The following is a 21,167-nucleotide window of genomic DNA, read 5'->3' as shown; positions in this document are numbered from 1 at the left end:
GGTGTTGGACCTGGTGGCAGGGCTGATCGGCGGGCTGATCGGCTTGGGTTGGGGCGAGCGGCGCGAGCTTCGGCGTGCCGAGGCGCGGCGGGCGGCGCTCGCCGCGGGCCGGCCCGTGCGCGTGCCGTGCGGGATCAGGGACACCGGCGCCGGGCAGACCCAGTGGCGGCACGGTGACCTGCTCATCACGGCCGACGGCCGGTGGTGGACCCCGCCGGGCATGAACACCCGGCGCATCGCGCTCGGTCCCGCAGGGCTGACGGTGCACGGCACCCGTCCGGTCTCCGTACGGGAGGGCTGGGACGTCAACCCGTCATGCCGGATCCTGGCCGTGCGGGTCGGCGAGCGCTCGTTGGAGCTGGCCATCCCCGAGGCGGATCTCGCCGCGCTCGGCGACGTGCTGCCGCCGACCTGACCCTCGGGCTCAGTTCTGTTCGACGACGGCGCTGGTGCCGGAGCCGGGCCGCGACTCCCACTCCCAGGTCTCGTCCAGCCGGAGCCTGCCGTCGGCGAGCTGCGACAGCACGGACACGCAATGCCCGGTCGAGGTCTGCCCGTCCGTGTTGAGCTGCGTGTACCGGAAGTCGAGTCGGTCGCCGTCGCGGGTGCCGACGAGGAAGCCGCGCCGGATCGCGCCGCCCGAGTACTCGGCCCAGACCATGCCGTCGTGCTCGTGGTAGTCGAACACCGTCTGCGTCCCGACCTCGCCTCCGGCGACATCGGCCTCGGCGAGGAAACGCCGCCCCTCCAGCGATGCGATCACGATCCCGATGGTCGCACCCCCTCTCGGGCCACCGAAACCGGGCCCGCCGCCGAGGCCCAAACGCAGGGAACAGTGAATCTAGATGATTTGTTGCCGTCCGGGCGACAACAAATCATCTCGATCTGGATTCGCGGAGGTCAGAGCGGCGTCTACGGTCGACAGGGCGTGGGTGACCGTCCCATCTGGGCCGAATGTGCTACCTGCGGCGATGGCGCCTGCGTACCCGGCTGGGCCAAGCGCGGCGGTGAGGTCGGCGGCGGCCGAGGCGAGGCTGTCGGCGTCCGAGCCGTACATATCGACGTCTTTGTCGCCGACGGGCTGCCGTACGCGGTGCCCGCCGCCGCGTTGAGCCTGGCCGTGCCGTTTGACGACGCGCTGGCCGACCGCAAGCTCGTCGCGCTGCGGGCGCAGGCCACCCAGACCTCAGGACTCGTCTCGCTGCTCGGGGAGCAGACCATGCGGGACTGGTGCGCGACCGAAGGCTTCGTAGACGCTGGGTCGGCCTCCCCGCCCAGCCCCGCCCTTGATCGACGTTGGCCTATCACGTCGAAAAAACGCGTCTCGGATTCGATGTCATAGGCCAACGTCTATGTGAGGCGCGGCAGGCGCGCGGCGTGCCCCACGGCCGAGCGAGCCGGTGCCCTCGGCCGTGCTCACGGCGACCAGGGCGGCACGGCGTGAAATGATCCACCCATGCTGACCCGCCGCGACCTCAACCGTGCCCTGCTCGCGCGGCAACTGCTGCTGGAGCGCTCGCCGCTCACGGCGCTGGAGGCGGTCGAGCACCTGGCCGGCCTGCCCGCCCAGTCGCCGAACCCGCCTTACCTCGGGCTGTGGACGCGGCTGCGGGAGTTCCGCGTCGACGACCTGACTGACCTGCTGACCTCCCGGGCAGCCGTGCGGCTGGGCCTGATGCAGGCCACGCCGCACCTGGTCAGCGCCCGTGACGCCCGTGCCTTTCGGCCGCTGCTGCAGGGCGTACAGGAACGGCACCTGAGCGCAGCGACCCGGGAGCGGCTGCGCGGTGCCGACCTCGCCGAGATCACCGCCGAGGCGCGAGAGCTGGTCGAGCAGCGGCCGTACACCGTCAAGGAGCTGGGCGCTGCGCTCGCCGGGCGCCGGCCCGACGCCGATCCGGCCGCGCTCGGAGCGGCGGCGCGAGCCGGGCTGCCCCTGGTGCCGGTGCCGCCGCACGGGCTGTGGGGCGCGGTCGGTCAGCCCGCGTACACGACCGCCGAGCACTGGCTCGGCGCGGGCGACGGGCCACCGGCCACCGTGGACGACCTCGTGCTGCGTTATCTTGCCGCGTTCGGTCCGGCGACCGTGCGCGACATCCAGGCCTGGTCGGGGCTCAGTGGGCTCCGGGAGGTCGTCGACCGCCTCGGCGACCGGCTGGTGGCGTACCGGGACGAGGAGGGCGCCGAGCTGCTCGATCTGCCCGACGCCCCGCTGCCGCACCCGGACACCCCCGCGCCCGCCCGCTATCTCGCCGACTTCGACGCGATGCTGCACGCCTTCGACGACACCTTCCGGATCATGGACGACCGGGACCGGCGGGACGTGTTCGCGGTGCCCGGGGTCGTGCCCGGCACGGTGCTGGTCGACGGGTTCGTCCAGGCGATCTGGGCGATCACCCGGAAGAAGGGCGCTGCCACGCTGGTCGTGCGGCCGCTGTTCCAGATCCCGACGAAGGACGTGCAGGAGCTGACCGAGGAAGGTGAGCGCCTGCTCGCCTTCGCCGCGGCCGACGCCACCCGCCACGAGGTGCGGTTCAACTCGCGCTGGTGAGCGGCCGCCGCGCGGCGAGCCGGGCCGGTCGCCCGCCCCCGCATGCCGGTGCCGCGCTGTCCGGTTTCCGGCAGCGGTCCGCCGTCCGCATGCCGGAGCTGGGATTCGTTGCGGGCCAGGCAGGACGGCATACCGGCGGGTTCGCCGGTGTGGTAGGAACGTGCTCATGGATCTCAATGCACTGCTCTCCGAAGAGGGACGTGTGGATCCGCCGGCCCTCTACGCGCGCCTGCACCGCGAAGGCGTCGCCGTGCCCGTGGACGGCGGCGCACAGGGCTTCGCCGTGGCGGTGTACGGCTTCGACGCGGTCGCCCAGGTGCTCAAGGACCCCCGGTTCCGCCAACTCGACGCGGCCTACCTGGACCGGCACACCCCGCAGTGGCGGCGGCATCCGGCGCTGCGGGTGCTGCGCGACTCGATGTTCTTCACCGACGGCCCCGCCCACGACGGCGTACGGCAGATCATCGGCCGGGCGTTCACCGCGCGCCGGGTCGGCGCGCTGGAGCACGCGGTCACGGACCTGACCGAGCGTCTGCTGGACCGGCTGGCGCAGCTGGCCGCGGACGGCCCGGTCGAGTTCATGGGCGAGTTCGCCTACCTGCTGCCGAGCAGCGTGATGGCCGAGCTGCTGGGGGTGCCGCAGGAGGACCTGGCCTGGTTCCGGCCGCGAGTGCTGGCGATCGGGGCGATCCTGGAACTCGACGGCGCGAACTGGCGCAACATGGTCCGCGCCGACACGGCGGCCAGGGAGCTGTCGGCGTACTTCACGGATCTGGTCGGCAAGCGCCGCAGCGAGCCCCGCGACGACCTGGTCAGCCTGCTGGCCGCCACGGACCTCGGCGACGACGCGCTCGTCGCGAACCTGATCACGACGTTCAACGCCGGGTTCGTGACGACGACCCACCTGCTCGGCAACGGCCTGACCATGCTGCTGGAGCGCCCGCACCTGCGCGCGGAGCTGAACCCGCACAACGTCGGCTCCTACGTCGACGAGATGCTGCGTTTCGAGCCGCCGGTGCAGATCCTGGTGCGGTATGCGCCGGAGGATGCCGAGATCGAGGGCGTGCCCTGCCCGGCCGGTCAGGCGGTGCTCGTCATGATCGGGGCGGCGAACCGGGACCCGGCGCGGTTCACCGACCCGGACGCGTTCGACCCGGCCCGGCCCGATTCCGGGTCGCTGAGCTTCGGTTTCGGCCCGCACTACTGCCTCGGCGCGGCGCTGAGCCGCCTGGAGGGCCAGGTCGCGTTCCCGGCGCTGTTCGACCGGTTCCCGACGCTGGCCCTGGCGCAGCAGCCGGGCAACGTGGCCAAGCCGCTGATCCTGCGCGGGCACGACACGCTCACCGTCGCGTGCCATGGCGGCTGAGGACAACTACGTCCGCCGCGGGCTGGAGCTGTTCGCCGGGCACGGCGACGCCGAGGCGATCGTGCACGGCGACCGGCGCATCACGTACGCGCAGCTGCGCGCCGCTGTGCTCGGCATGGCGCGGGCGCTGCGCGGGCACGGCGTGCGGCCGGGTTCGGCGATCGCGGTGCTCGCGGGCAACCGGCCCGAGGCCGTGTACGCGCAGCTGGCGCTGCACCTGCTCGGCTGCCGCTCGGTCTGGGTCGCGCCGAACGCCCCGCCCTCGCAGAGCGCGCGATATCTCGCGCTGGCCGACGTGGACGGTTTCGTCTACGACGCCCGCACCCACGCCGAGCCCGGCGCTGCCCTGGTCGCCCAGGCCCCGCACCTGCCGGCGCTGTGTATCGGCGCGGGCGGGCTCGGCCCCGACGTGACCGGCCCGGACCCGGCCGGTTCCGGCCCCACCGGTTCGGACACGGCGGGACCCGGCCCTGCGGGACCCGACGTGGCGCAGTCGCCTACGGCCCTGCTGTGGACGACGGGCGACGCCGAGCCGCAGTCGCTGTTTCAGACCGGCGGCACGACCGGCCTGCCGAAGCTGGTGCACCACCGGCACGACTTTTTCGCCAATGTGCTCGCCGCGGCGCGGCGGCAGCTCGACGCGGGCGGGCCGCGGCTGCGGCAGCTCGCGGTGGCCGGGTTCTGGCACTCCAGCCAGCAGGCCGCGGGGCTGATCACGCTGTTCAGCGGTGGGCTGCTGGTGCAGCAGGATGGCTTCGACGCCGGGTGCTTCCTCGCCACCGTGCAGCGGGAGCGGATCACCGTGGCGACGCTGCCGCCGCCGATGCTCTACCAGGTGCTCGACCACCCGGACCTGGCCGCGACCGACACGAGCAGCCTGACCATGCTGTCGTGCGCGGGCAGCGCGATCGCCCCGTCCCGGCTGGCCCAGGCGATGGACCGGTTCGGCCCGGTCGTGCTCGTCGCGTACGGGATGAGCGAGGCGACGCTGCTCGCCGCGTACCCGGCGGCGCAGCACGATCCGGCGTTTCCCGAACGGCTGGCCTCGTGCGGCCGGCCGCTGCCGCCGTCCCGGGTGGAGATCCGCGACGACGCGGGCCGGCCGGTCGCCGCGGGCGAGGTGGGGCAGGTGTGGGCGTCGGCCCGGCTGATGACCTCCGGCTACTGGGGGCAGCCCGAGCTGACCGCCCAGACGCTGGTCGACGGCTGGCTGTGCACCGGCGACGTCGGCTACCTGGACGCGCACGGATACCTGTACCTCGTCGACCGGGCCAAGGACATGATCGTCACCGGACTGACGTCGTCCAACGTGTACTCCCGCACGGTCGAGGACGTGCTCGACGCCCATCCGGCGGTGGGCGCGGCCGCGGTGATCGGGGTCCCGGACGAGCGGCTCGGCGAGGCGGTGCACGCCGTGGTCCAACTCCATCCGGACGTCTCGGTCGACATCGACGAATTACGGCAATGGTGTGTGGAGCGCCTCAATTCACTGTGGGCGCCGCAGACGGTGGACTTCGTGGATCGCCTTCCACTGACCGCACTCGGCAAGATCGACAAGCGGTTGTTGCGCGAGAAATACCTGGCAGGGGCTGGTGTCGCGGCGCGATAGAGCAGGGTGTGGCATATCTGTGACAGCAACTATCTGTTCGAGTATTTCCATGTGAGAATGGCTTCCGCGAAGGCCCCGCCCTCGCCGTCGAACACCCACTCGGACATGTCCTGTCATCGGAGGCTGCGCGGAATATGTACCGCACCATGCTCAAGTCCAAAGTCCACCGGGCCACGGTCACCCAGGCGGAGCTGCACTACGTCGGCTCGCTGACCCTCGACCCCGACCTGATGGACGCCGCTGACCTGCTGCCCGGTGAACTGATCCACGTCCTGGACGTCACCAACGGGGCCAGGCTCGAGACCTACGTCATCGAGGGCGAGCGGGGCAGCGGCGTGGTCTGCGTCAACGGCGCGGCCGCGCACCTGATCCACCCCGGCGACCTGGTCATCATCGCGGCGTACGCGATGATGAGCGACGACGAGGCGCGCGACAGCAAGCCGAAGGTCGTCTTCGTCGACGAGGCCAACCGCATCGCCGCCGTGCACAGCGATCCCGCCGTCTGAGCCATGACGAACCGGCACCACATCGCCATCGTCGGCAGCGGCTCGCTGGCGACCTCGATCTGCGAGTCGCTGGCCGTGCTCGCGCCGCCGCACGGCGCGCTGAACGCGGCTCCGATCGAGGTCACCGTGCTCGCCCGCAACCCCGACGCGGTGTCGGCCATCGCCCGCCACTGCCGGGCCCGAGCCGCGGTGGCGGGCACCACGATCAGCTTCACCGGGGAGCGGCTCGGCGACGAGGCCGCCACCCTGGCCCGGCTCCAGCCGACGTACCTGGTGTGCTGCGCGTCCGCGCAGTCGCCGTACGAGAAGGTCGAGCGGCCCTCGCCGTGGACGCGGCTGGTCGGGCGGGCCGGGTTCGGGGTGACGCTGCCGTTGCAGGCCACCGTCGTGGTGCGGCTGGCCCGCGCGATCACCACGGCCAGCCCGCACACGGCGCTGATCAACGCCTGCTTCCCCGACGCGGTCAACCCGCTGCTGGCCGCGATGGGGCTGCCGGTGCTCTGCGGCGTCGGCAACGTCGCCACCCTGGCCGCCTGCCTGCAGGCCGCGCTGGGGCTGCCCGACCAGCGCCGGCTGGCCGTGCTCGGCCACCACGCGCACCTCGACGCCCCCGACGCCCCGGGCGACGACGTGCTCGCCTGGCGCGACGGCCGGCCGGTGCCCGGGGTGACGGCGCTGCTCGCGCCCGACCGGGCGCTGCCCCGGCCGCAGCTCAACGCGATCGCCGGGCACGCGGGTGCACGCCTGCTCACCGACCTGCTGTCCGGCGCGGAGGTGCACACCAGCCTGCCGGGGCCGCTCGGCCTGCCCGGCGGCTACCCGGTGCGGCTGACCGGCGGCGGGCTCGCACTCAACCTGCCGGGCCTGAGCCCGGCGGAGGCGATCGAGTGGAACGTGCGCGCCGGCCGCCGCGACGGCATCGAACTCGGCGGCGGCCGAGTCCGGCACCTGCCCGCTGCGGTGGCCGCACTGGAGCCCCACCTGCCCGAACTGGCGCACGGCTGGGACGCCACCGACTACGACGCGGTGCAGGACCTGTTTCGCGTGCTGCGCCGCCGGCTGCGGGCCACGAGCCCCAGCCCGGCCCTCATCTGAACCGAACCCCACGCCGACCCAAAAGGAGCAAGGGTGCTCACGACAGCGACCGCCCCGGTGACCCGCAACCTCATCGTCGACTACTACCAGGTCATCGCCGCCGCCGTAGCCCGGCTGGGCGCGGGCGCCGGTGGCCCGGCCGGCACGGCGGGTTTCGCGCCCGGGTTCGACCTGCCGGACCTGTCCGACGACGTGCGGCAGTTCTTCGCCGCCGCCAACGCCACGTGGCGCGAGCTGGGTGCGCACGGCGGCCACGGCGTGCAGTTCATGGACCTGACCGGCAACCCCGGCACGCACACCACCAAGACGTTCCCGTCCATGCTCATCGTCGCCCGCGCCGTGGAGCACATCCGGCGCACCGGCGAGTCGATCTGCGTCTTCACCCCGACCTCGGCCAACAAGGGCATCGCGCTGCGCGACGCGGTCAGCCGCGCCATCGCCGCGAAGCTGGTCACCCCCGAGCAGCTGCGCGTCGTCGTGCTGGCACCGGCCTCGACCCGGCACAAGTTCCGCCGCGACGCGCTGTCGGCCGACACCGCGCTGCGGGCCGCCAACCCGCTGCTGCGCTTCGGCGGCGCGGAGCCCGAGGGGGTCAAGGCGCTCGGCCGGGCCTTCGTCGACGCGTACGCGCGCCAGGCGTACGACAAGCACGGCACCACGCTGTGGTTCTCCCTGGCCCTGCCGAACTACCTCGTCGCCGACGCGGCCCGCGCCGCGTTCGAGCTGGACGCGGCCCCGGCGATCGCCGCCGCGCCGCGCTGGCACGCCCACGCCGTGTCCAGCGCGTTCGGCCTGCTCGGCTACAACCTGGGCCGGGACGTGCTGGAGGACTCCGGCCGCGCCGACGGCTCGCCGCGACCCGGCTTCCTGCTGGTGCAGCATCTGGGCACCCCGGACATGGTGCTCAACCTGCGCACCGGCTCGTTCTCCCGGGACGGGCTGCCCGCATACCGGATGGACGCCGCGACCGGCCTCTGGTCGCAGGACGCGGACCCGCACTTCCCGGCCGTGGCCGACGACCTCGACGAGGTGCTCGACCCGACGTTCTACACGCACCAGCCGGTCACCTCGCCCGCCATGAACGACCTCATCAAGCGGTACGGCGGCGACGGCATCACGGTGTCGCGGCACGAGTGCGTCGCCCGCTACCCGCAGCTGCGCGACTGGCTGCGCAACACCCCCTGCGAGCTGCCCGCCGACCCGGCCGACCTGCGCGAGTGGTCGATCGTCATGGCGCTGACCGGTGTGCTCAACGCGATCGACCGGGGGCTCGTGCCCGCCGGCCGGGAGATCGTCGTGCACGGCTCGGGCAGCTACCGCGACGACGACTACGCGGTGTGCGAGCCGGACGCCGAGGTGTCCACGGTGGAGGAGATCGCGGCGGCGGTCCTGGGCGGCCGCTGATGACGATCGCCCTGCCCCCGGCGGCGGTGGACGAGCTGGCGAGCGCCTGCGGCGTCACCGCCGACCGGGCCGCCCACGCTGCCGTCGCACTGCTGGCCCGCCGCTACACCGGCCGCGCCATGCAGTCGGTGCGGTGCCCCGACGGCGTCGCCCACTTCGACCTGACCGCCGACGGCACGGTTCACGAACTGGCTACCCGACGTCCGGACCCGGACCCGGCGTCGTCGTATGCCGACGAGCAGCTCACCGACCTGGCGGTGCTGCCGGGCAGAGACGGCGCGCTGGTCGTGCACGGCTGTCCGGACGAGCTGGCGGCAGCGTTCGCCACCGACCTGGCGACGCTGCTGTCGGTCATGGCCGCCGACCCTGGCCGGTCCACCGCGGACCTGCTGCCGGATTCCGCCTATGAGCGCGGCCGTCCCGGTGACCTGGCCGCGCTGCACGGTGGGCCGCGCCGGGAGCCGACCGGGTGGGAGCCTGGTGCGGACACGATCAGCACCGCGTTCGCGGCGCAGGTGGCGAGGCATCCCGACCGGTCCGCGGTGCTCGCCGACGACGGGGAGCTGACCTACCGGCAGCTCGGGTCGGCGGTGGCGGCCACCGCGGCGGCGGTGCGAGCCGCGACCGGTGGCACCGTTGGTGGCCGGGCGGCGCTGCTGTGCCGGCACGGCGCGACCACGGTGGTGGGGCTGCTCGCCGCGCTGGCGGGCGGCCGGGCGTACGTGCCGTTGGAGCCGAGCTTCCCCGCCGGGCGGCTGGTCCACATCCTCGCCGACAGTGACGCCGACGTGCTGCTGGTCGACGACGCGTACGCCGACCTGGCCCGGCGCATCGCCGCCGAGGCGGGCCGACCGGACCTCACGATGGTCCACATCGGCGCGCACACACCGCCCGTGGACCTCGACGAGCTGGTGGCTGCCCTCGCCGGGCCGGCCGCGCCGGACGATCCGGCCTACCTGCTCTACACGTCCGGCTCGACCGGCGCGCCCAAAGCCGTGGTGCAGAGCCACCGCAACGTGCTGGCCGGGGTGGCCAACCACATCCGCAATTTCGCGATCACCCCGGCGGACCGGACCAGCGTGCTGACCTCGTTCGGGTACGACATGGCGGTCACCGATCTGTTCGGCGCGATCCTGTCCGGGGCCGCCGCGGTGCCGTCCGACATCCGCGCGCACGGCCTCGGCCACCTCGCGCGGACGATCGGCCGGCACGGCGTGACCGTCTACCACTCCACCCCGACCGTCTACCGCTACCTGCTGGCCGGGCTCGGCGAGGGCGGGCGGCTGCCGAGCGTGCGCGCGGTGCTGCTCGGCGGCGAGGAGGTCACTCGGCACGACGTGGAGCTGTGCCGCCGCCACTTCGCCCCCGGGGCGGTGTTCGTCAACGGGTACGGCACCACGGAGATCAGCTTCGCGGCGCAGCACCACCTCGGCCCGGACGCCGTGCTCGACCACGCGGTGGTGCCGATCGGGCACCCGCTCGACGGCATCGACGTGGTGCTCGTGGACGCCGCCGGGCGGCCGGCCTGCCTGACCGGCGAGGTCGTCGTGCGCTGCGCGCACGTCGCGCTCGGCTACCACGGGCGGCCGGAGCTGACCGCGAGCCGGTTCCGGGAATACCGCGGCACTCGCGCGTACTGGACCGGCGACGTCGCGCGGCGGCTGCCGGACGGGCGGCTGGTCTTCCTGGGCCGCGCCGACCGCCTCGTCAAGATCCGCGGCTACCGGGTCGAGCTGGGTGAGGTCGAGTCCCGGCTCGCGGCCCTGCCCGGCGTCGGCCAGGCCGCCGTCGTGGCTCGCGACGGCAGGCACGGCAAAGAGATCATCGCGTACGTCGTTCCCGCCGCCGTGTCCGTGAACCCGAACGGGTTGCGGGCGGCGCTGGCCGAGGCGCTGCCCGACTACATGGTGCCGCGTGCCGTCGTCATCCTGGACGCGCTGCCGATGGGCGACACCGGCAAGCTCTACGTCCGCGCACTGCCGGAGCCTGGTCCGGCCCTGCCCGCACAGCGGACCGGCGGCACCGCCGTCGCGCCCGACGAGCTGGAACAGGTGATCGCGGCGGCGTGGTGCGACGCCCTCGGCGTGGCCGAGGTGGACCGGCACACGGCGTTCTTCGACCTGGGCGGGCACTCGCTGCTGCTGGCACTGGTCCAGGAGCGGCTGCAGCAGGCGCTCGGCGAGCGGATCTCGATGCTCCGGCTCCTGGAGTTCCCGACCGTCGCAGGGCTCGCCACCCACCTGCGCGCCGCACGCCCCGAGGCCCGGCCGTCGGCGGCTCCGGCCGCACGCGGCGGCCACCAGGCGGCGGACCAGGCCACGAAAGCCGAGTCCGTGGACGCCCCGAACGCCGCGGCGGCCGGGAGCGCCTGGTCCGAACTCGATGTACAGCCGGTGACCGACCCCGGCCACATCGCCGAGCGCATGCGCCGCCGCCGCGCCGCCAGGCAGGGCTCCACCGAGCGGGTGGAGACGCCGTCATGAGCGATGACAACCTGATCGCCGTCGTGGGCATGGCCTGCCGGGTGCCCGGCGCGCCGGACGTGGCTGCCCTGTGGCGCAACCTGCTCGACGGGGTGGACGCGGTCCGCCGGTCGACCCCGGCCGAACTCGCCGCCGCGGGCCTGCCCACCGACGGGACGTACGTGCCCGCGTTCGGTTGGCTGGATGCGCTGGAGGACTTCGACGCGGGGCGGTTCGGCTACTCCGACACGGAGGCGGCGCTGCTGGACCCGCAGCACCGGATCTTCCTGGAGACGGCCTGGCACGCGCTGGAGGACGCCGGGCTCGACCCCGCCCGCGGGCAGGCGCAGATCGGCGTGTTCGCGGGCTGCGGCGTGAACCGCTACCTGCGTCACCACCTGCTCGGCAACCCGGCCGTGAAACCGGCCGGGCCGCTGCCCGACGACTGGGACGACGCGCTGGCCGGCGGCACGAGCGACTACCTGCCCACCCGGGTCGCGTACGCGCTGGGCCTGACCGGGCCGGCCGTGGCCGTGCAGACGGCCTGCTCGTCGTCGCTGGTCGCGGTGTGCCAGGCGGCGCAGAGCCTGCTGGACTTCCGGTGCGACGTCGCGATCGCGGGCGGGGCGGCGGTCGTGTCGACCGGGCAGCTCGGCTACCGCCACCGGCCCGGCGGCACGTGGGCCGCCGACGGGGTGTGCCGCCCGTACGACGCGGACGCCACCGGCCAGGTCTTCGGCAACGGCGGCGGCGCGGTGGTGCTCAAACGCCTCGCCGACGCGCTCGCCGACGGCGACCACGTGCACGGGGTGCTGGCCGGCTGGGCGGTCAACAACGACGGCGCGGCCCGCGCCGGCTTCAGCGTGCCGGGCGTGGCCGGCCAGGCGGCGGTGGTCGCCGAGGCGCTGGCCGCCGCCGACTGGGACGCGGACGGCGTCGGCTTCGTGGAGGGCCACGGCAGTGGCACCCCGGTCGGCGACGCGATCGAGATCGAGGCGCTGACCCGGGCGTTCCGGGCGTCGGGCGCGCGGCCGGGGCAGTGCGTGCTCGGCTCGATGAAACCCAACACCGGCAACCTCGACGCCGCCGCCGGAGTGCTCGGCCTGATCAAGACGGTGCTCGCCGTACGCGACGGGCGAATCCCGCCGACCCTGCACTTCCGCCGCCCGCACCCCGATGTGGACCTGGCGGCCACGCCGTTCACCGTCAGCGCCGAAGCGCGCGACTGGCCGGGCCCGCGCCGCGCCGGGGTCAGCTCGTTCGGGCTGGGCGGCACCAACGCCCACGTGCTCGTCGGCCAGGCACCGGAGAGCTCCGGCCCGCCGCGGCCCTGGCAGCCGGGCTACGCGTTCCAGCGGCGGCGGCACTGGATCGAGCCCGTGGCGGCCGGGCATGCGTGAGACCGACAAGCTCGAATGGCGGAACACCGGCACCACCGAGCCCGAAGGGCTCGTGCCGCTCGGTGACACCGGATGGCACGCGTGGCGCTCGGCCGTGCTGCGCGCGCCCGGGTTCCCCGCGACCGGCCTCGACCTGCTCGCCGCGCCCGAGTGCGCGAAGGAAGCCGACGCCTTCCTCGCCGCCGGAGCCGACCGCGCCGCGTTCGACGAGGCCTTCTCGGCCGCGACTCGGCGGATGACCGCCCGCCTGCACGGCATCGCCGCCGATCCGCTGTTCCGCGAGGCGGTGACCTGGCAGAGCCTGAACGCCGTCGAAGCCCTCGACGGGCTGCTGCGCGCGGGTCCGGACGCGAACCGCAACTCCCGCCACCGCCCGCGCGAGATCCTGGTGACCCGCTACTGGCAGCGCTACTGCGCCAAGAACGACACCATCGGCTTCTTCGGCCCGGTCTGCTGGGCGTCGCTGACCGCCGACGACGTCACCGCCCGTGTCGAGGCCGGTCCCGATCTCGTCCGGGCCCGCGTCGTGGACCTGGAACGCCGGGTCCTGTCCGCGTACGCCGACCGGCTCGCCGCCGACCCGAGGTTCCGGCCCTGGCTGCCCGTCACCCGGCAGCCTCAGCTCGCGCTGCGCGGCGACGACCTGCTGCAGCCGGGCCTGCCCGCGCGGCGGCTGTCCCCGGCGCACGCCGTCCTGCTGGGCGCGTGCGACGGCGTGCGCAGCGCCCACGAGGTGGCCGCGCTCGCGGTGGCCGATCCGCGTACCGGCCTGCGCGGCACGTCGGACGCGCTCCTCGCGCTGACCCAGCTCGCCGAGCAGGACCTGCTGCGCTGGGGCATCGAACTGCCGCTGACCGTGCTCGCCGAGTCCGCACTGGAGCACCGCCTGGCCGCCCTGGCCGAACCGGCGCTACGGGAGGAGGCGCTCGCCGGGCTGGCCCGGCTGCTCGCCGCCCGCGACGGGCTGGGCGCGGCGGCCGGCGACGCCGCCGCGGTCCGGGCCGCCCTGCTGCGGCTGCAGGACGAGTTCGTCGCGGTGACCGGGGGAGACGTGCTCCACCGCCCCGGCGCCACCTACGCCGGGCGTGGCCTGGCCTACGAGGAGACCCTGCGCGACCTGGACGTCGCCTTCGGCGAGCCGCTGCTGACCGTGCTCGCCGACACCCTCGTGCCGCTGCTGGAGGCCGCCCGCTGGCTGACCGCCGCGATGGCCGGCGCGTTCACCGGAGCCCTGCAAGAGCTGTACGACGACGCCGCCGCCGACGGGCCCGTCGTGCTGGGCGACCTGTTCGACGCCGCCCTCGGGGTCCTGTTCGGGCAGGGGCCGGTCGCCGACGTGCTCGCCGACTTCACCACCCGCTGGTCGCGGCTGCTCGGCCTGACCGGCTCGGTCGACGGCCCGATCCTCCTCGACCCGGCCGAGGTCCGCGCCGGGGTCGCCCGGCTGTTCGGCGCGGCCGGGCCCGGCTGGACCGCGGCTCGCCTGCACAGCCCCGACCTGCACCTGTGCGCGCCGAACGCGCAGGCCCTGGCCGACGGCGAGTTCACGGCGGTGCTCGGCGAGCTGCACGTCTCCTGGCTCACCTGCGACAGCGGCACCCTCACCCGCTTCCACCCCGACCCCGGCGCGCTGCGCGCGGCGCTGCACCGCGACCTGGGCGACCGGAACCTGCTGCTCTACCCGGTGGACTTCCCCGAGTTCACGGCGCGGATCGCGTTCACCCTCGACGGGCCGGGCGACGTGCGGCTCGCGTACACCGCCGCACCCGTGCCCGACCCGGCGCAGGTGCTGCCGCTGGCGGCGGTGACGGTGTCGCTCGTGGACGGTGAGCTGGCCGGGCACGCCCCGGACGGTCGGTCCTGGCCGCTGCTGGAGCTGTTCGGCCCGTTCCTGTCGTCGCGGGCGGTCAACGCGTTCAAGGTGGCCGCCGACGGGGCCCACACCCCGCGGGTGAGCATCGGCCGTCTGGTCGTGCACCGGCAGACCTGGCGCACCACCGTCGCCGACTGCGCCCACGCCGCCGACCTGCCCGACGAGGCCGCCCGCTACCTCGCCGTACGCCGCTGGCGGGACCGGCTCGGGCTGCCCGAGCAGGTGTTCGTCCGGGTCGGCACCGAGGTCAAACCGGTCTACGTCGACTTCACCAGCCCGGCGTACGTCGCCGCGTTCGTGGCGATGGTCCGGGCCGCGGCACGCACCGGCGGTTCCGGGGTGCCGCTGACGGTGTCCGAGATGCTGCCGGGCCCCGAGCAGGCGTGGGTGCCGGACGGGGCCGGCCGGCGCTACTTCAGCGAGCTGCGGATGGCGATCCGCGACCCCGCGACCGCACCGACGAGGAGCTGACCATGTCGATGGCATCGGGCGAGACCCTGCCGTTCCCCGACCGCAGGTATGCCGACCTCGTCGCCGACCACGCCGCGTCGGCTCCCGACGCGATCGCGGTCCGGCAGTGGGACACGGTGCTCACCTACCGGCAGCTGTGCACGCTCGCGGACGAACTTGCCGCCACACTGAGCGCGAACGGCCCGCAGCCGCTGATCGGCGTCTGCGCCGACCGGCAGCCGATGCTGGTCGCCGGGCTGCTCGGGGTGCTGGCCTCGGGCGCGGCCTACGTGCCGCTGGACCCCGCCCTGCCACCCGCACGGCTGCGCGACATCGCCCGCGAGGCAGGCCTGCGAACGGTCGTCTGCGATGCGGTCGGCGCACGGGCGCTCGACGGCACCGACCTCCACCTGCTACCGCTCCCGCAGACGCCTGGTCCGGATGTGCCGACGGGAGCCTCGGTCCAAGTGGCTCCGGCAGGTGGCGACGACCTCGCCTACGTGATGTTCACGTCGGGGTCGACCGGTCGGCCGAAGGGTGTGATGATCCCGCATCGGGCGCTGACCGAGTTCGTGACCAGCCTCGCCGTGATCGCCGGGCTCACCCCTGCCAGCGTCTCGCTGGGTTTCGCGTCGATCGGATTCGACGCGTCCGTCATCGACATCCTGGCGCCGCTCGCGGCTGGTGGCACCGTCGCGCTCGTCGGGACCGCCGACCGGGCCGACCCGACCCGCTTGCAGGGGTTCTGCGCCGAACACCGGGTCACGGTCGCCTTCGTGCCCCCGGCGCTGCTGCCCGTGCTGGACCCGTCCGGCCTGCCCGAGCTGCGGGTGGTGCTGACCGGCAGCGAGGCGCCGGGGCCGGAGCAGGTGGCACGCTGGACGGCCGGGGGTCGCCGGTTCCTCAACCTGTTCGGTCCCACTGAGACGACGGTGCTGGTCACCTGGTTCGAGGCGACCGGTGACTGGGACCGGCCGCTGCCGATCGGCCGCCCGGCCGCCAACCACCGGGTGCACGTCGTCGACGAGCACCTGCGCCCGGTCGCCGACGGCGTACCCGGCGAGCTGCTGGCGGGAGGAGCCGGGCTGGCGCTGGGTTATCTGGGCACGCCGGAGCTGACCGAGGAGAGGTTCGTGCCCGACCCGTTCTCCGGGGTGCCGGGCGCGCGGCTGTACCGCACTGGTGACCTGGTGGTCCGTCATCCGGACGGGCTGCTGCACTTCCTCGGGCGCGTCGACCGGCAGGTGAAGATCCGGGGTCAGCGCGTCGAGATCGGCGAGGTCGAGGCGGTGCTGCGCAGCCACCCCGAGGTCGGGCACGCCGCCGTCGCGGCGGTCGACGGCCCGGGCGGCAAGCAGCTGGTCGCGTTCACGACCGGTGCCGCAACCGCGCAGGCGCTGCACGAGCACGTCGCGGCCCGGCTCGGGCCCGCGATGGTCCCCACCAAGATTCGCGTAGTGTCGCACCTGCCGCTGCTGTCCAGCGGCAAGGTCGACCTCGACCGGCTCGTCGCGGAGAGCGGCCCCGTGGGCGGGACGCCGTTCGCCGCTCCGGCCACACCGGCGGAGGCCGAGGTCGCCGCCGTCTGGGCCGAGCTGCTGGGGCTGGCCCGGGTCGGCCGCGACGACGACTTCTTCGACACCGGCGGGCATTCGATCACCGCGATGCGGCTGGTCGCCGCGCTGCGCCCGCGCCTGCGCCGCGACGTGGCGATCGAGGACGTGCTGCAGGGCCGTACCCTGCGGGCGATAGCGGCCCGGGCGTCGGCCGCGGCCGCGCTCGGCGACGAGCCGCCGGTACGCGGCCGCCCGCCCGCGCTGTCGCCCGCGCAGCAGCGCCTGTGGTTCCTGGAGCGCTACTCGCCCGAAGCCGCCGCCGCCTACAACATCGTGCTCGCCGAACGGCTGCGCGGACCCCTCGACGAGCAGGCGCTGCGCGCCGCGCTGACCGCCGTCGCCGAGCGCCACGAGGTGCTGCGCTGGCGCATCCCGGACGCGGACGGGGTGCCGTACGCGGTGCTCGATCCGGTGGGCCCGGTGCCGCTGCCGGTCACGGACCTGAGCACGCTGCCCCCGGCCGAGCAGGAGGACGAGCTCGCCGCGCAGCTCGCCGCCGAGGCGGGCGGCCGGTTCCGGCTGGCCACCGACGCGCTGTGGCGGCATCGGCTGTTCCGGCTCGGCGAGGACGAGCACGTGTGGGCGGTCACCGCCCACCACGCCGTGTTCGACGGCTGGTCGCAGGCCATGCTCTACGACGACCTCGCCGCCGCGTACGCCGGTGCGGCCCTGCCGCCGTTGCCCGCCACCTACGGCGACTACGTGGCCTGGCGGGCCGAGCGGCGCGAGCAGCGCGCCGACACCGACCTCGGCTGGTGGACGTCCCACCTGGACGGTGCGCCGACCGTGCTCGACGTCCCCGGCGACCGGCCCCGGCCCGCCGAACAGACCTACCCCGCCGGCTACTGCGGCACCTGGCTCGACGCCGACACCACCGCCGAGCTGCACCGCTTTGCCCGCGAGCACGGCGCGACCCCGTCGGCGGTGCTGCTGGCCGCGTTCGGGCTGGTCCTGGCGAGCTGGGCCGGGCAGGACGAACTCGTGATCGGCACCCCGGCGGTGGACCGCCGCCACCCCGACTTCGAACCGATGGTCGGCTTCTTCGTCGACATCGCTCCGCTGCGGCTGCGTACCGACGCCACGGTCGGTTTCGCCGAGCACGTGCGCGCGGCCCGCGACGAGCTGATCGCCGCGCTGGCCCATCCCGAGGCGCCCCTGGAACGCCTGGTGCAGGCGTTCGGGCTGGGCGGTCAGACGGTCCGCAGCCCGCTGGTCCAGGTGCTGTTCAACGTGTTCAACTTCGCCGCGCCCCGGCTGGACCTCAAGGGCCTGATCAGCGAGCCGGTGCCGGTGCCCGCGCCGGGCTCGGCGTTCGACCTGACGCTGTACGGCGTGGAACGCGACGGCCGGATGCGGCTGGAGATCGTCCACAACAGCGACCTCTACGACGTGTCCCGGATGGACCTGCTGCTGGACTCGCTCCGGCAGGTGATCATCCGCGGTGTCGCAGCGGGCGACCTGACCGGCGGCGAGCTGGCCCCGTCGCGCGGCGTCACCGCCGACGCCTCCCCTCGGGCCACGGCACGACCGCAGCGATCGGAGAACACCGCGGGCGCGGCACCGGTGACGCAGACCGAGCACGCCGTCGCCGCCGTGTGGTGCGAGGTCCTGGGCCGCGCGGCCGTCGGGGTGACCGACAACTTCTTCGACTCCGGCGGCGGCTCGCTGGCCGCGGTCACCGTGCAGCAGCGGCTCAACCGGATGCTCGGCCGGGACCTGCGCGTCGTCGACCTGTTCCGCTACCCGACCGTACGGGCGCTGGCGTCCTTCCTCGACGGTGTCGCGACCGCGGGCGACCCCGACGACGCGGTGGAACTGGCGTTGCGCCGGGGCGCGGCCCGGCGTGCGCGGACCCGGCACCGCGCCGCGACCGAAGGAGATCACCGGTGAGCGACGACCTGACCGACGACCGGACCGACGGAGCTGAGCCGATCGCGGTGATCGGCATGGCCTGCCGGGTGCCGGGCGCGCCCGACCTGGCCGGCTTCTGGGACAACCTGGTCGCCGGGCGGTCCGCGCGTACCGAGCTGAGCCGCGAGCGCCTGCTGCGCGCCGGGGTCCCGGCCGAGCAGCTCGACGACCCCGACTTCGTGCCGGTCGGCTACCTGCTCGACGACGTCGAGGACTTCGACGCGGGCCTGTTCGGCCTGACCCCGCGCGAGGCGGCGCTGGCCGACCCGCAGCACCGGCTGTTCCTGGAGCTGTGCCACAGCGCCCTGGAACACGCGGGCTGGGACCCGGCCCGCTTCCCCGGCGACATCGGCGTCTACGGCGGACGGGGCATGGAGACCTACCGCTGGCAGCACATCCACGCCAACCGGGCGATCATGGCGGTCACCGACCACACCACGATCGGCAACGGCAACCACGCCGACACGTTCACCACCCTCGCGTCGTACCACCTGAACCTGCGGGGCCCCAGCGTCGGTGTCTACACGGCCTGCTCCACGTCGCTGGTCGCCGTGCACACGGCCGCCGAGGCGCTGCGCGCGGGCGAGTGCGACATGGCATTGGCGGGCGGCGTCAGCATCGAGCTGCCCGCCGACCGGGGCTACCTGCACCGCGAGGGCGCGGCCGACTCCGCCGACGGGCACTGCCGCCCGTTCGACGCGGCCGCCTCCGGGGTCGTGGCCGGCAGCGGCGGGGGAGTCGTGCTGCTCAAACGGCTCGCCGACGCGGTCGACGACGGCGACCAGGTGTACGCCGTGGTGCTCGGCAACGCCGTCAACAACGACGGCGCGGCCAAGGTCGGCTTCACCGCGTCCGGCGTCGCCGGGCAGGCCGCCGCCGTCGCCAACGCCCTGGCCACCGCGGGCGTCGACCCGCGCACCGTCACCTACGTCGAGGCGTCGGCGACCGGCAGCGCCCTCGGCGACGCCATCGAGGTCGAGGCGCTGACCTCCGTGTACGGCCGCAGCCGCGCCGATCGGCAGTGGTGCGCCCTGGGCTCGGTCAAGTCGAACATCGGCCACCTCAGCCAGGGCGCGGGCGTCGTCGGTCTCATCAAGACCGCGCTCGCCCTCCACCACGGCCGGATCCCGGCCAGCCTCGGCTACACCGCCGCCAACCCGGCCCTGAACCTGCACGAGAGTCCGTTCTACGTCAACGCGGCCCTGGCCACGTGGGATACCGGGACCGCCCCGCGCCGCGCCGCGGTCAGCTCCTTCGGCATCGGCGGCACCAACGCCCACGTCGTGCTCCAGCAGGGCCCTAACCGCGCACCGGCCGTCCTTGAGCCGGGCAGGCCGCAGGCGCTCATCGTCTCGGCGCGGTCGGCGGCGGCCCGTGACGCCGCCGTAGCGCGGCTTGCCGACCACCTGGCCGCAGCCGGTGACCCGGACCTGGCCGACGTCGCGTTCACCCTCCGGGCGGGCCGGGCCGAGCATCCCTACCGCGCCGCCGTCGTCGCCACCGGCGGCCCCGACGTGGTAGCCGCGCTCCGCGACCCGCAGCGCCGCCAGTCCGGCATCGCCGTGGCCAACCCGCGTGTGGTCCTGCTGTTCGATGACCAGGCACCCGGACCGGTCGGCCTCGGCCTGTACGACGCCGAACCGAAGTTCGCCGCCGCCGTCGACGGGTGCGCCGCGGCGGCCGGGCGCGACGCCCGGGAGCTGCTGGCAGACCCGCTGCTCGCCGCGTTCACCGCCGGTTACGCCACCGCGCGGTTGTGGCAGTCGTGGGGTGTGCGCCCGGCCACGATGCTCGGCCACGGCGTCGGCGAGTACGTCGCCGCGACACTGACCGGGGTCTTCGACCTGGCCGACGCGCTGCGCCTGGTCGCCCTGCACGGGCGGCTCGTACGCGAAGCCGCCGGGACCGCGTTCACGGTGTCGGCCGCCCCGGACAGGCTCGCGGCGCTGCTGCCGCCGCAGGCGTCGATCGTGGCCGTCGACGGCCCCGCCACCTGCGTCGTCACCGGCCCGGCCGAACTGCTGGAGCGGCTCACCGAACCCTCCGGCCGAAAGATCGCCACCCGGCGGCTGCGCACCGTGCACGCGTCCCCGTCAGCCGTCACCGAAGCGATGCTCGCCGAGCTGACCAACGCGGTGGCGGCCGCCCGCCCGGCTGCCCCGAGCAGCCCCTACCTGTCCTGCCGCACCGGGCTACCGGTCACCGCCGACCAGACCCGCGACCCGGCGTACTGGGCCGGCCTGCTGCACGAACCCGTCCAGTTCGGACCCGGTGTCGCCACGGCGCTGACCGGCGGCGCGACCGTGTTCCTGGAGTGCGGGCCGGGCCGCCGCCTCGCCGGGCTCGCCCAGATGCAGGCGCCCAAGGACGGTCCCGCCCCGCTGCACAGCCTGCCCACCGACCCCGCCGCCGACCTGCCCACCTGCTACGCCGCGGCGGCCGCGCTGTGGGTGCACGGGGTGCCGCTGACCTTCGACGGCACCGGCCGGCGGGTGCCGCTGCCCGGCTACCCCTACGAGCGGACCCGCCACTGGATCGATCCCGATCCGCCGGCGGCGGTGCAGATCCCCCCGGCGGCGACGGCGCCGTCCACGGCCAGGGACGGCGCGGCCACGAGCGGCACGGCCCGGAACGGAACACCGCCGACCGGCAGCGCCACGGGCGCACCAGGGGCGGCGGAGCCGGAGGTGGCGGCCGTGCTCGCGCCGATCTGGACCTCGCTGCTGGGCATCGAGCGGATCAAGCCCGACGACGACTTCTTCGCCATCGGCGGCACGTCGCTGACGGCGGTGCAGCTCGTGGCCCAGGTGCGGGCGTCGTTCGGGGTGCGGCTGTCGATGCGGCTGATCTTCGACGCGCCGACGCTGGACGCCATGGCCCGGACCATCGAGCAGCGCCGGGCCGCCGCCAAGGCCAAGGCGTGA

General features: G+C 74.5%; 14 protein-coding genes. 13 read left to right on the top strand and 1 reads right to left on the bottom strand.

Annotation, left to right across the window (positions count from 1 at the left end; genetic code table 11):
- Position 1 precedes the first annotated feature (1 nt).
- Complete coding sequence (locus AB0B66_RS32445; protein WP_360537165.1) at positions 2 to 415, top strand: hypothetical protein; 414 nt, start codon at positions 2 to 4, stop codon at positions 413 to 415.
- A 9-nt stretch (positions 416 to 424) separates the two neighbouring features.
- On the opposite strand, the gene AB0B66_RS32440 is transcribed toward AB0B66_RS32445, so the two are convergent.
- A complete protein-coding gene (locus AB0B66_RS32440) occupies positions 425 to 763 on the bottom strand; it encodes a hypothetical protein (protein ID WP_360537163.1) in 339 nt (112 codons plus the stop codon).
- A 72-nt stretch (positions 764 to 835) separates the two neighbouring features.
- On the opposite strand from AB0B66_RS32440, the gene AB0B66_RS32435 reads away from it, so the two are divergent.
- The 12 genes from AB0B66_RS32435 (at position 836) to AB0B66_RS32380 (ending at position 21,167) form a co-directional block, all read left to right on the top strand.
- A complete protein-coding gene (locus tag AB0B66_RS32435) occupies positions 836 to 1,342 on the top strand; it encodes a hypothetical protein (protein WP_360537161.1) in 507 nt (168 codons plus the stop codon).
- A gap of 114 nt (positions 1,343 to 1,456) precedes the next feature.
- Positions 1,457 to 2,551, top strand: a complete 1,095-nt coding sequence (locus AB0B66_RS32430; protein WP_360537159.1) for a winged helix DNA-binding domain-containing protein — start codon at positions 1,457 to 1,459, stop codon at positions 2,549 to 2,551.
- Positions 2,552 to 2,717: 166 nt separating this feature from the next.
- Positions 2,718 to 3,917, top strand: coding sequence for a cytochrome P450 (locus AB0B66_RS32425; RefSeq protein WP_360537157.1), 1,200 nt, complete (start codon positions 2,718 to 2,720; stop codon positions 3,915 to 3,917).
- Complete coding sequence (locus AB0B66_RS32420; RefSeq protein WP_360537155.1) at positions 3,907 to 5,526, top strand: AMP-binding protein; 1,620 nt, start codon at positions 3,907 to 3,909, stop codon at positions 5,524 to 5,526. Before AB0B66_RS32425 ends, AB0B66_RS32420 begins: the two co-directional genes overlap by 11 nt.
- Before the next feature lie 134 nt (positions 5,527 to 5,660).
- A complete protein-coding gene (gene panD, locus AB0B66_RS32415; protein ID WP_360537153.1) occupies positions 5,661 to 6,032 on the top strand; it encodes an aspartate 1-decarboxylase in 372 nt (123 codons plus the stop codon).
- 3 nt (positions 6,033 to 6,035) lie between these two features.
- A complete protein-coding gene (locus tag AB0B66_RS32410) occupies positions 6,036 to 7,127 on the top strand; it encodes a potassium transporter TrkA (RefSeq protein ID WP_360537151.1) in 1,092 nt (363 codons plus the stop codon).
- Positions 7,128 to 7,160: 33 nt separating this feature from the next.
- A complete protein-coding gene (locus AB0B66_RS32405) occupies positions 7,161 to 8,531 on the top strand; it encodes a DUF6002 family protein (RefSeq protein ID WP_360537149.1) in 1,371 nt (456 codons plus the stop codon).
- Positions 8,531 to 11,014 (top strand): non-ribosomal peptide synthetase, encoded by a 2,484-nt coding sequence (locus tag AB0B66_RS32400; RefSeq protein ID WP_360537147.1) that lies wholly within the window; start codon positions 8,531 to 8,533, stop codon positions 11,012 to 11,014. Before AB0B66_RS32405 ends, AB0B66_RS32400 begins: the two co-directional genes overlap by 1 nt.
- Positions 11,011 to 12,393 carry a polyketide synthase gene (locus AB0B66_RS32395; RefSeq protein WP_360537146.1) on the top strand — a complete coding sequence of 461 codons (1,383 nt, stop codon included), beginning with the start codon at positions 11,011 to 11,013 and terminating at the stop codon, positions 12,391 to 12,393. The genes AB0B66_RS32400 and AB0B66_RS32395 overlap by 4 nt, the downstream gene beginning before the upstream one ends.
- On the top strand, positions 12,386 to 14,737 hold the full coding sequence (locus AB0B66_RS32390; protein ID WP_360537144.1) for a lantibiotic dehydratase: 2,352 nt from the start codon (positions 12,386 to 12,388) through the stop codon (positions 14,735 to 14,737). Before AB0B66_RS32395 ends, AB0B66_RS32390 begins: the two co-directional genes overlap by 8 nt.
- A gap of 2 nt (positions 14,738 to 14,739) precedes the next feature.
- Positions 14,740 to 18,222 carry an amino acid adenylation domain-containing protein gene (locus tag AB0B66_RS32385; protein ID WP_360537142.1) on the top strand — a complete coding sequence of 1,161 codons (3,483 nt, stop codon included), beginning with the start codon at positions 14,740 to 14,742 and terminating at the stop codon, positions 18,220 to 18,222.
- Positions 18,219 to 21,167, top strand: coding sequence for a beta-ketoacyl synthase N-terminal-like domain-containing protein (locus tag AB0B66_RS32380; protein WP_360537140.1), 2,949 nt, complete (start codon positions 18,219 to 18,221; stop codon positions 21,165 to 21,167). Before AB0B66_RS32385 ends, AB0B66_RS32380 begins: the two co-directional genes overlap by 4 nt.

Source organism: Catellatospora sp. NPDC049111, assembly GCF_040648615.1.
Taxonomy (GTDB): domain Bacteria; phylum Actinomycetota; class Actinomycetes; order Mycobacteriales; family Micromonosporaceae; genus Catellatospora; species Catellatospora aurea.
This window is presented reverse-complemented; position numbering and strand designations above follow the sequence as displayed.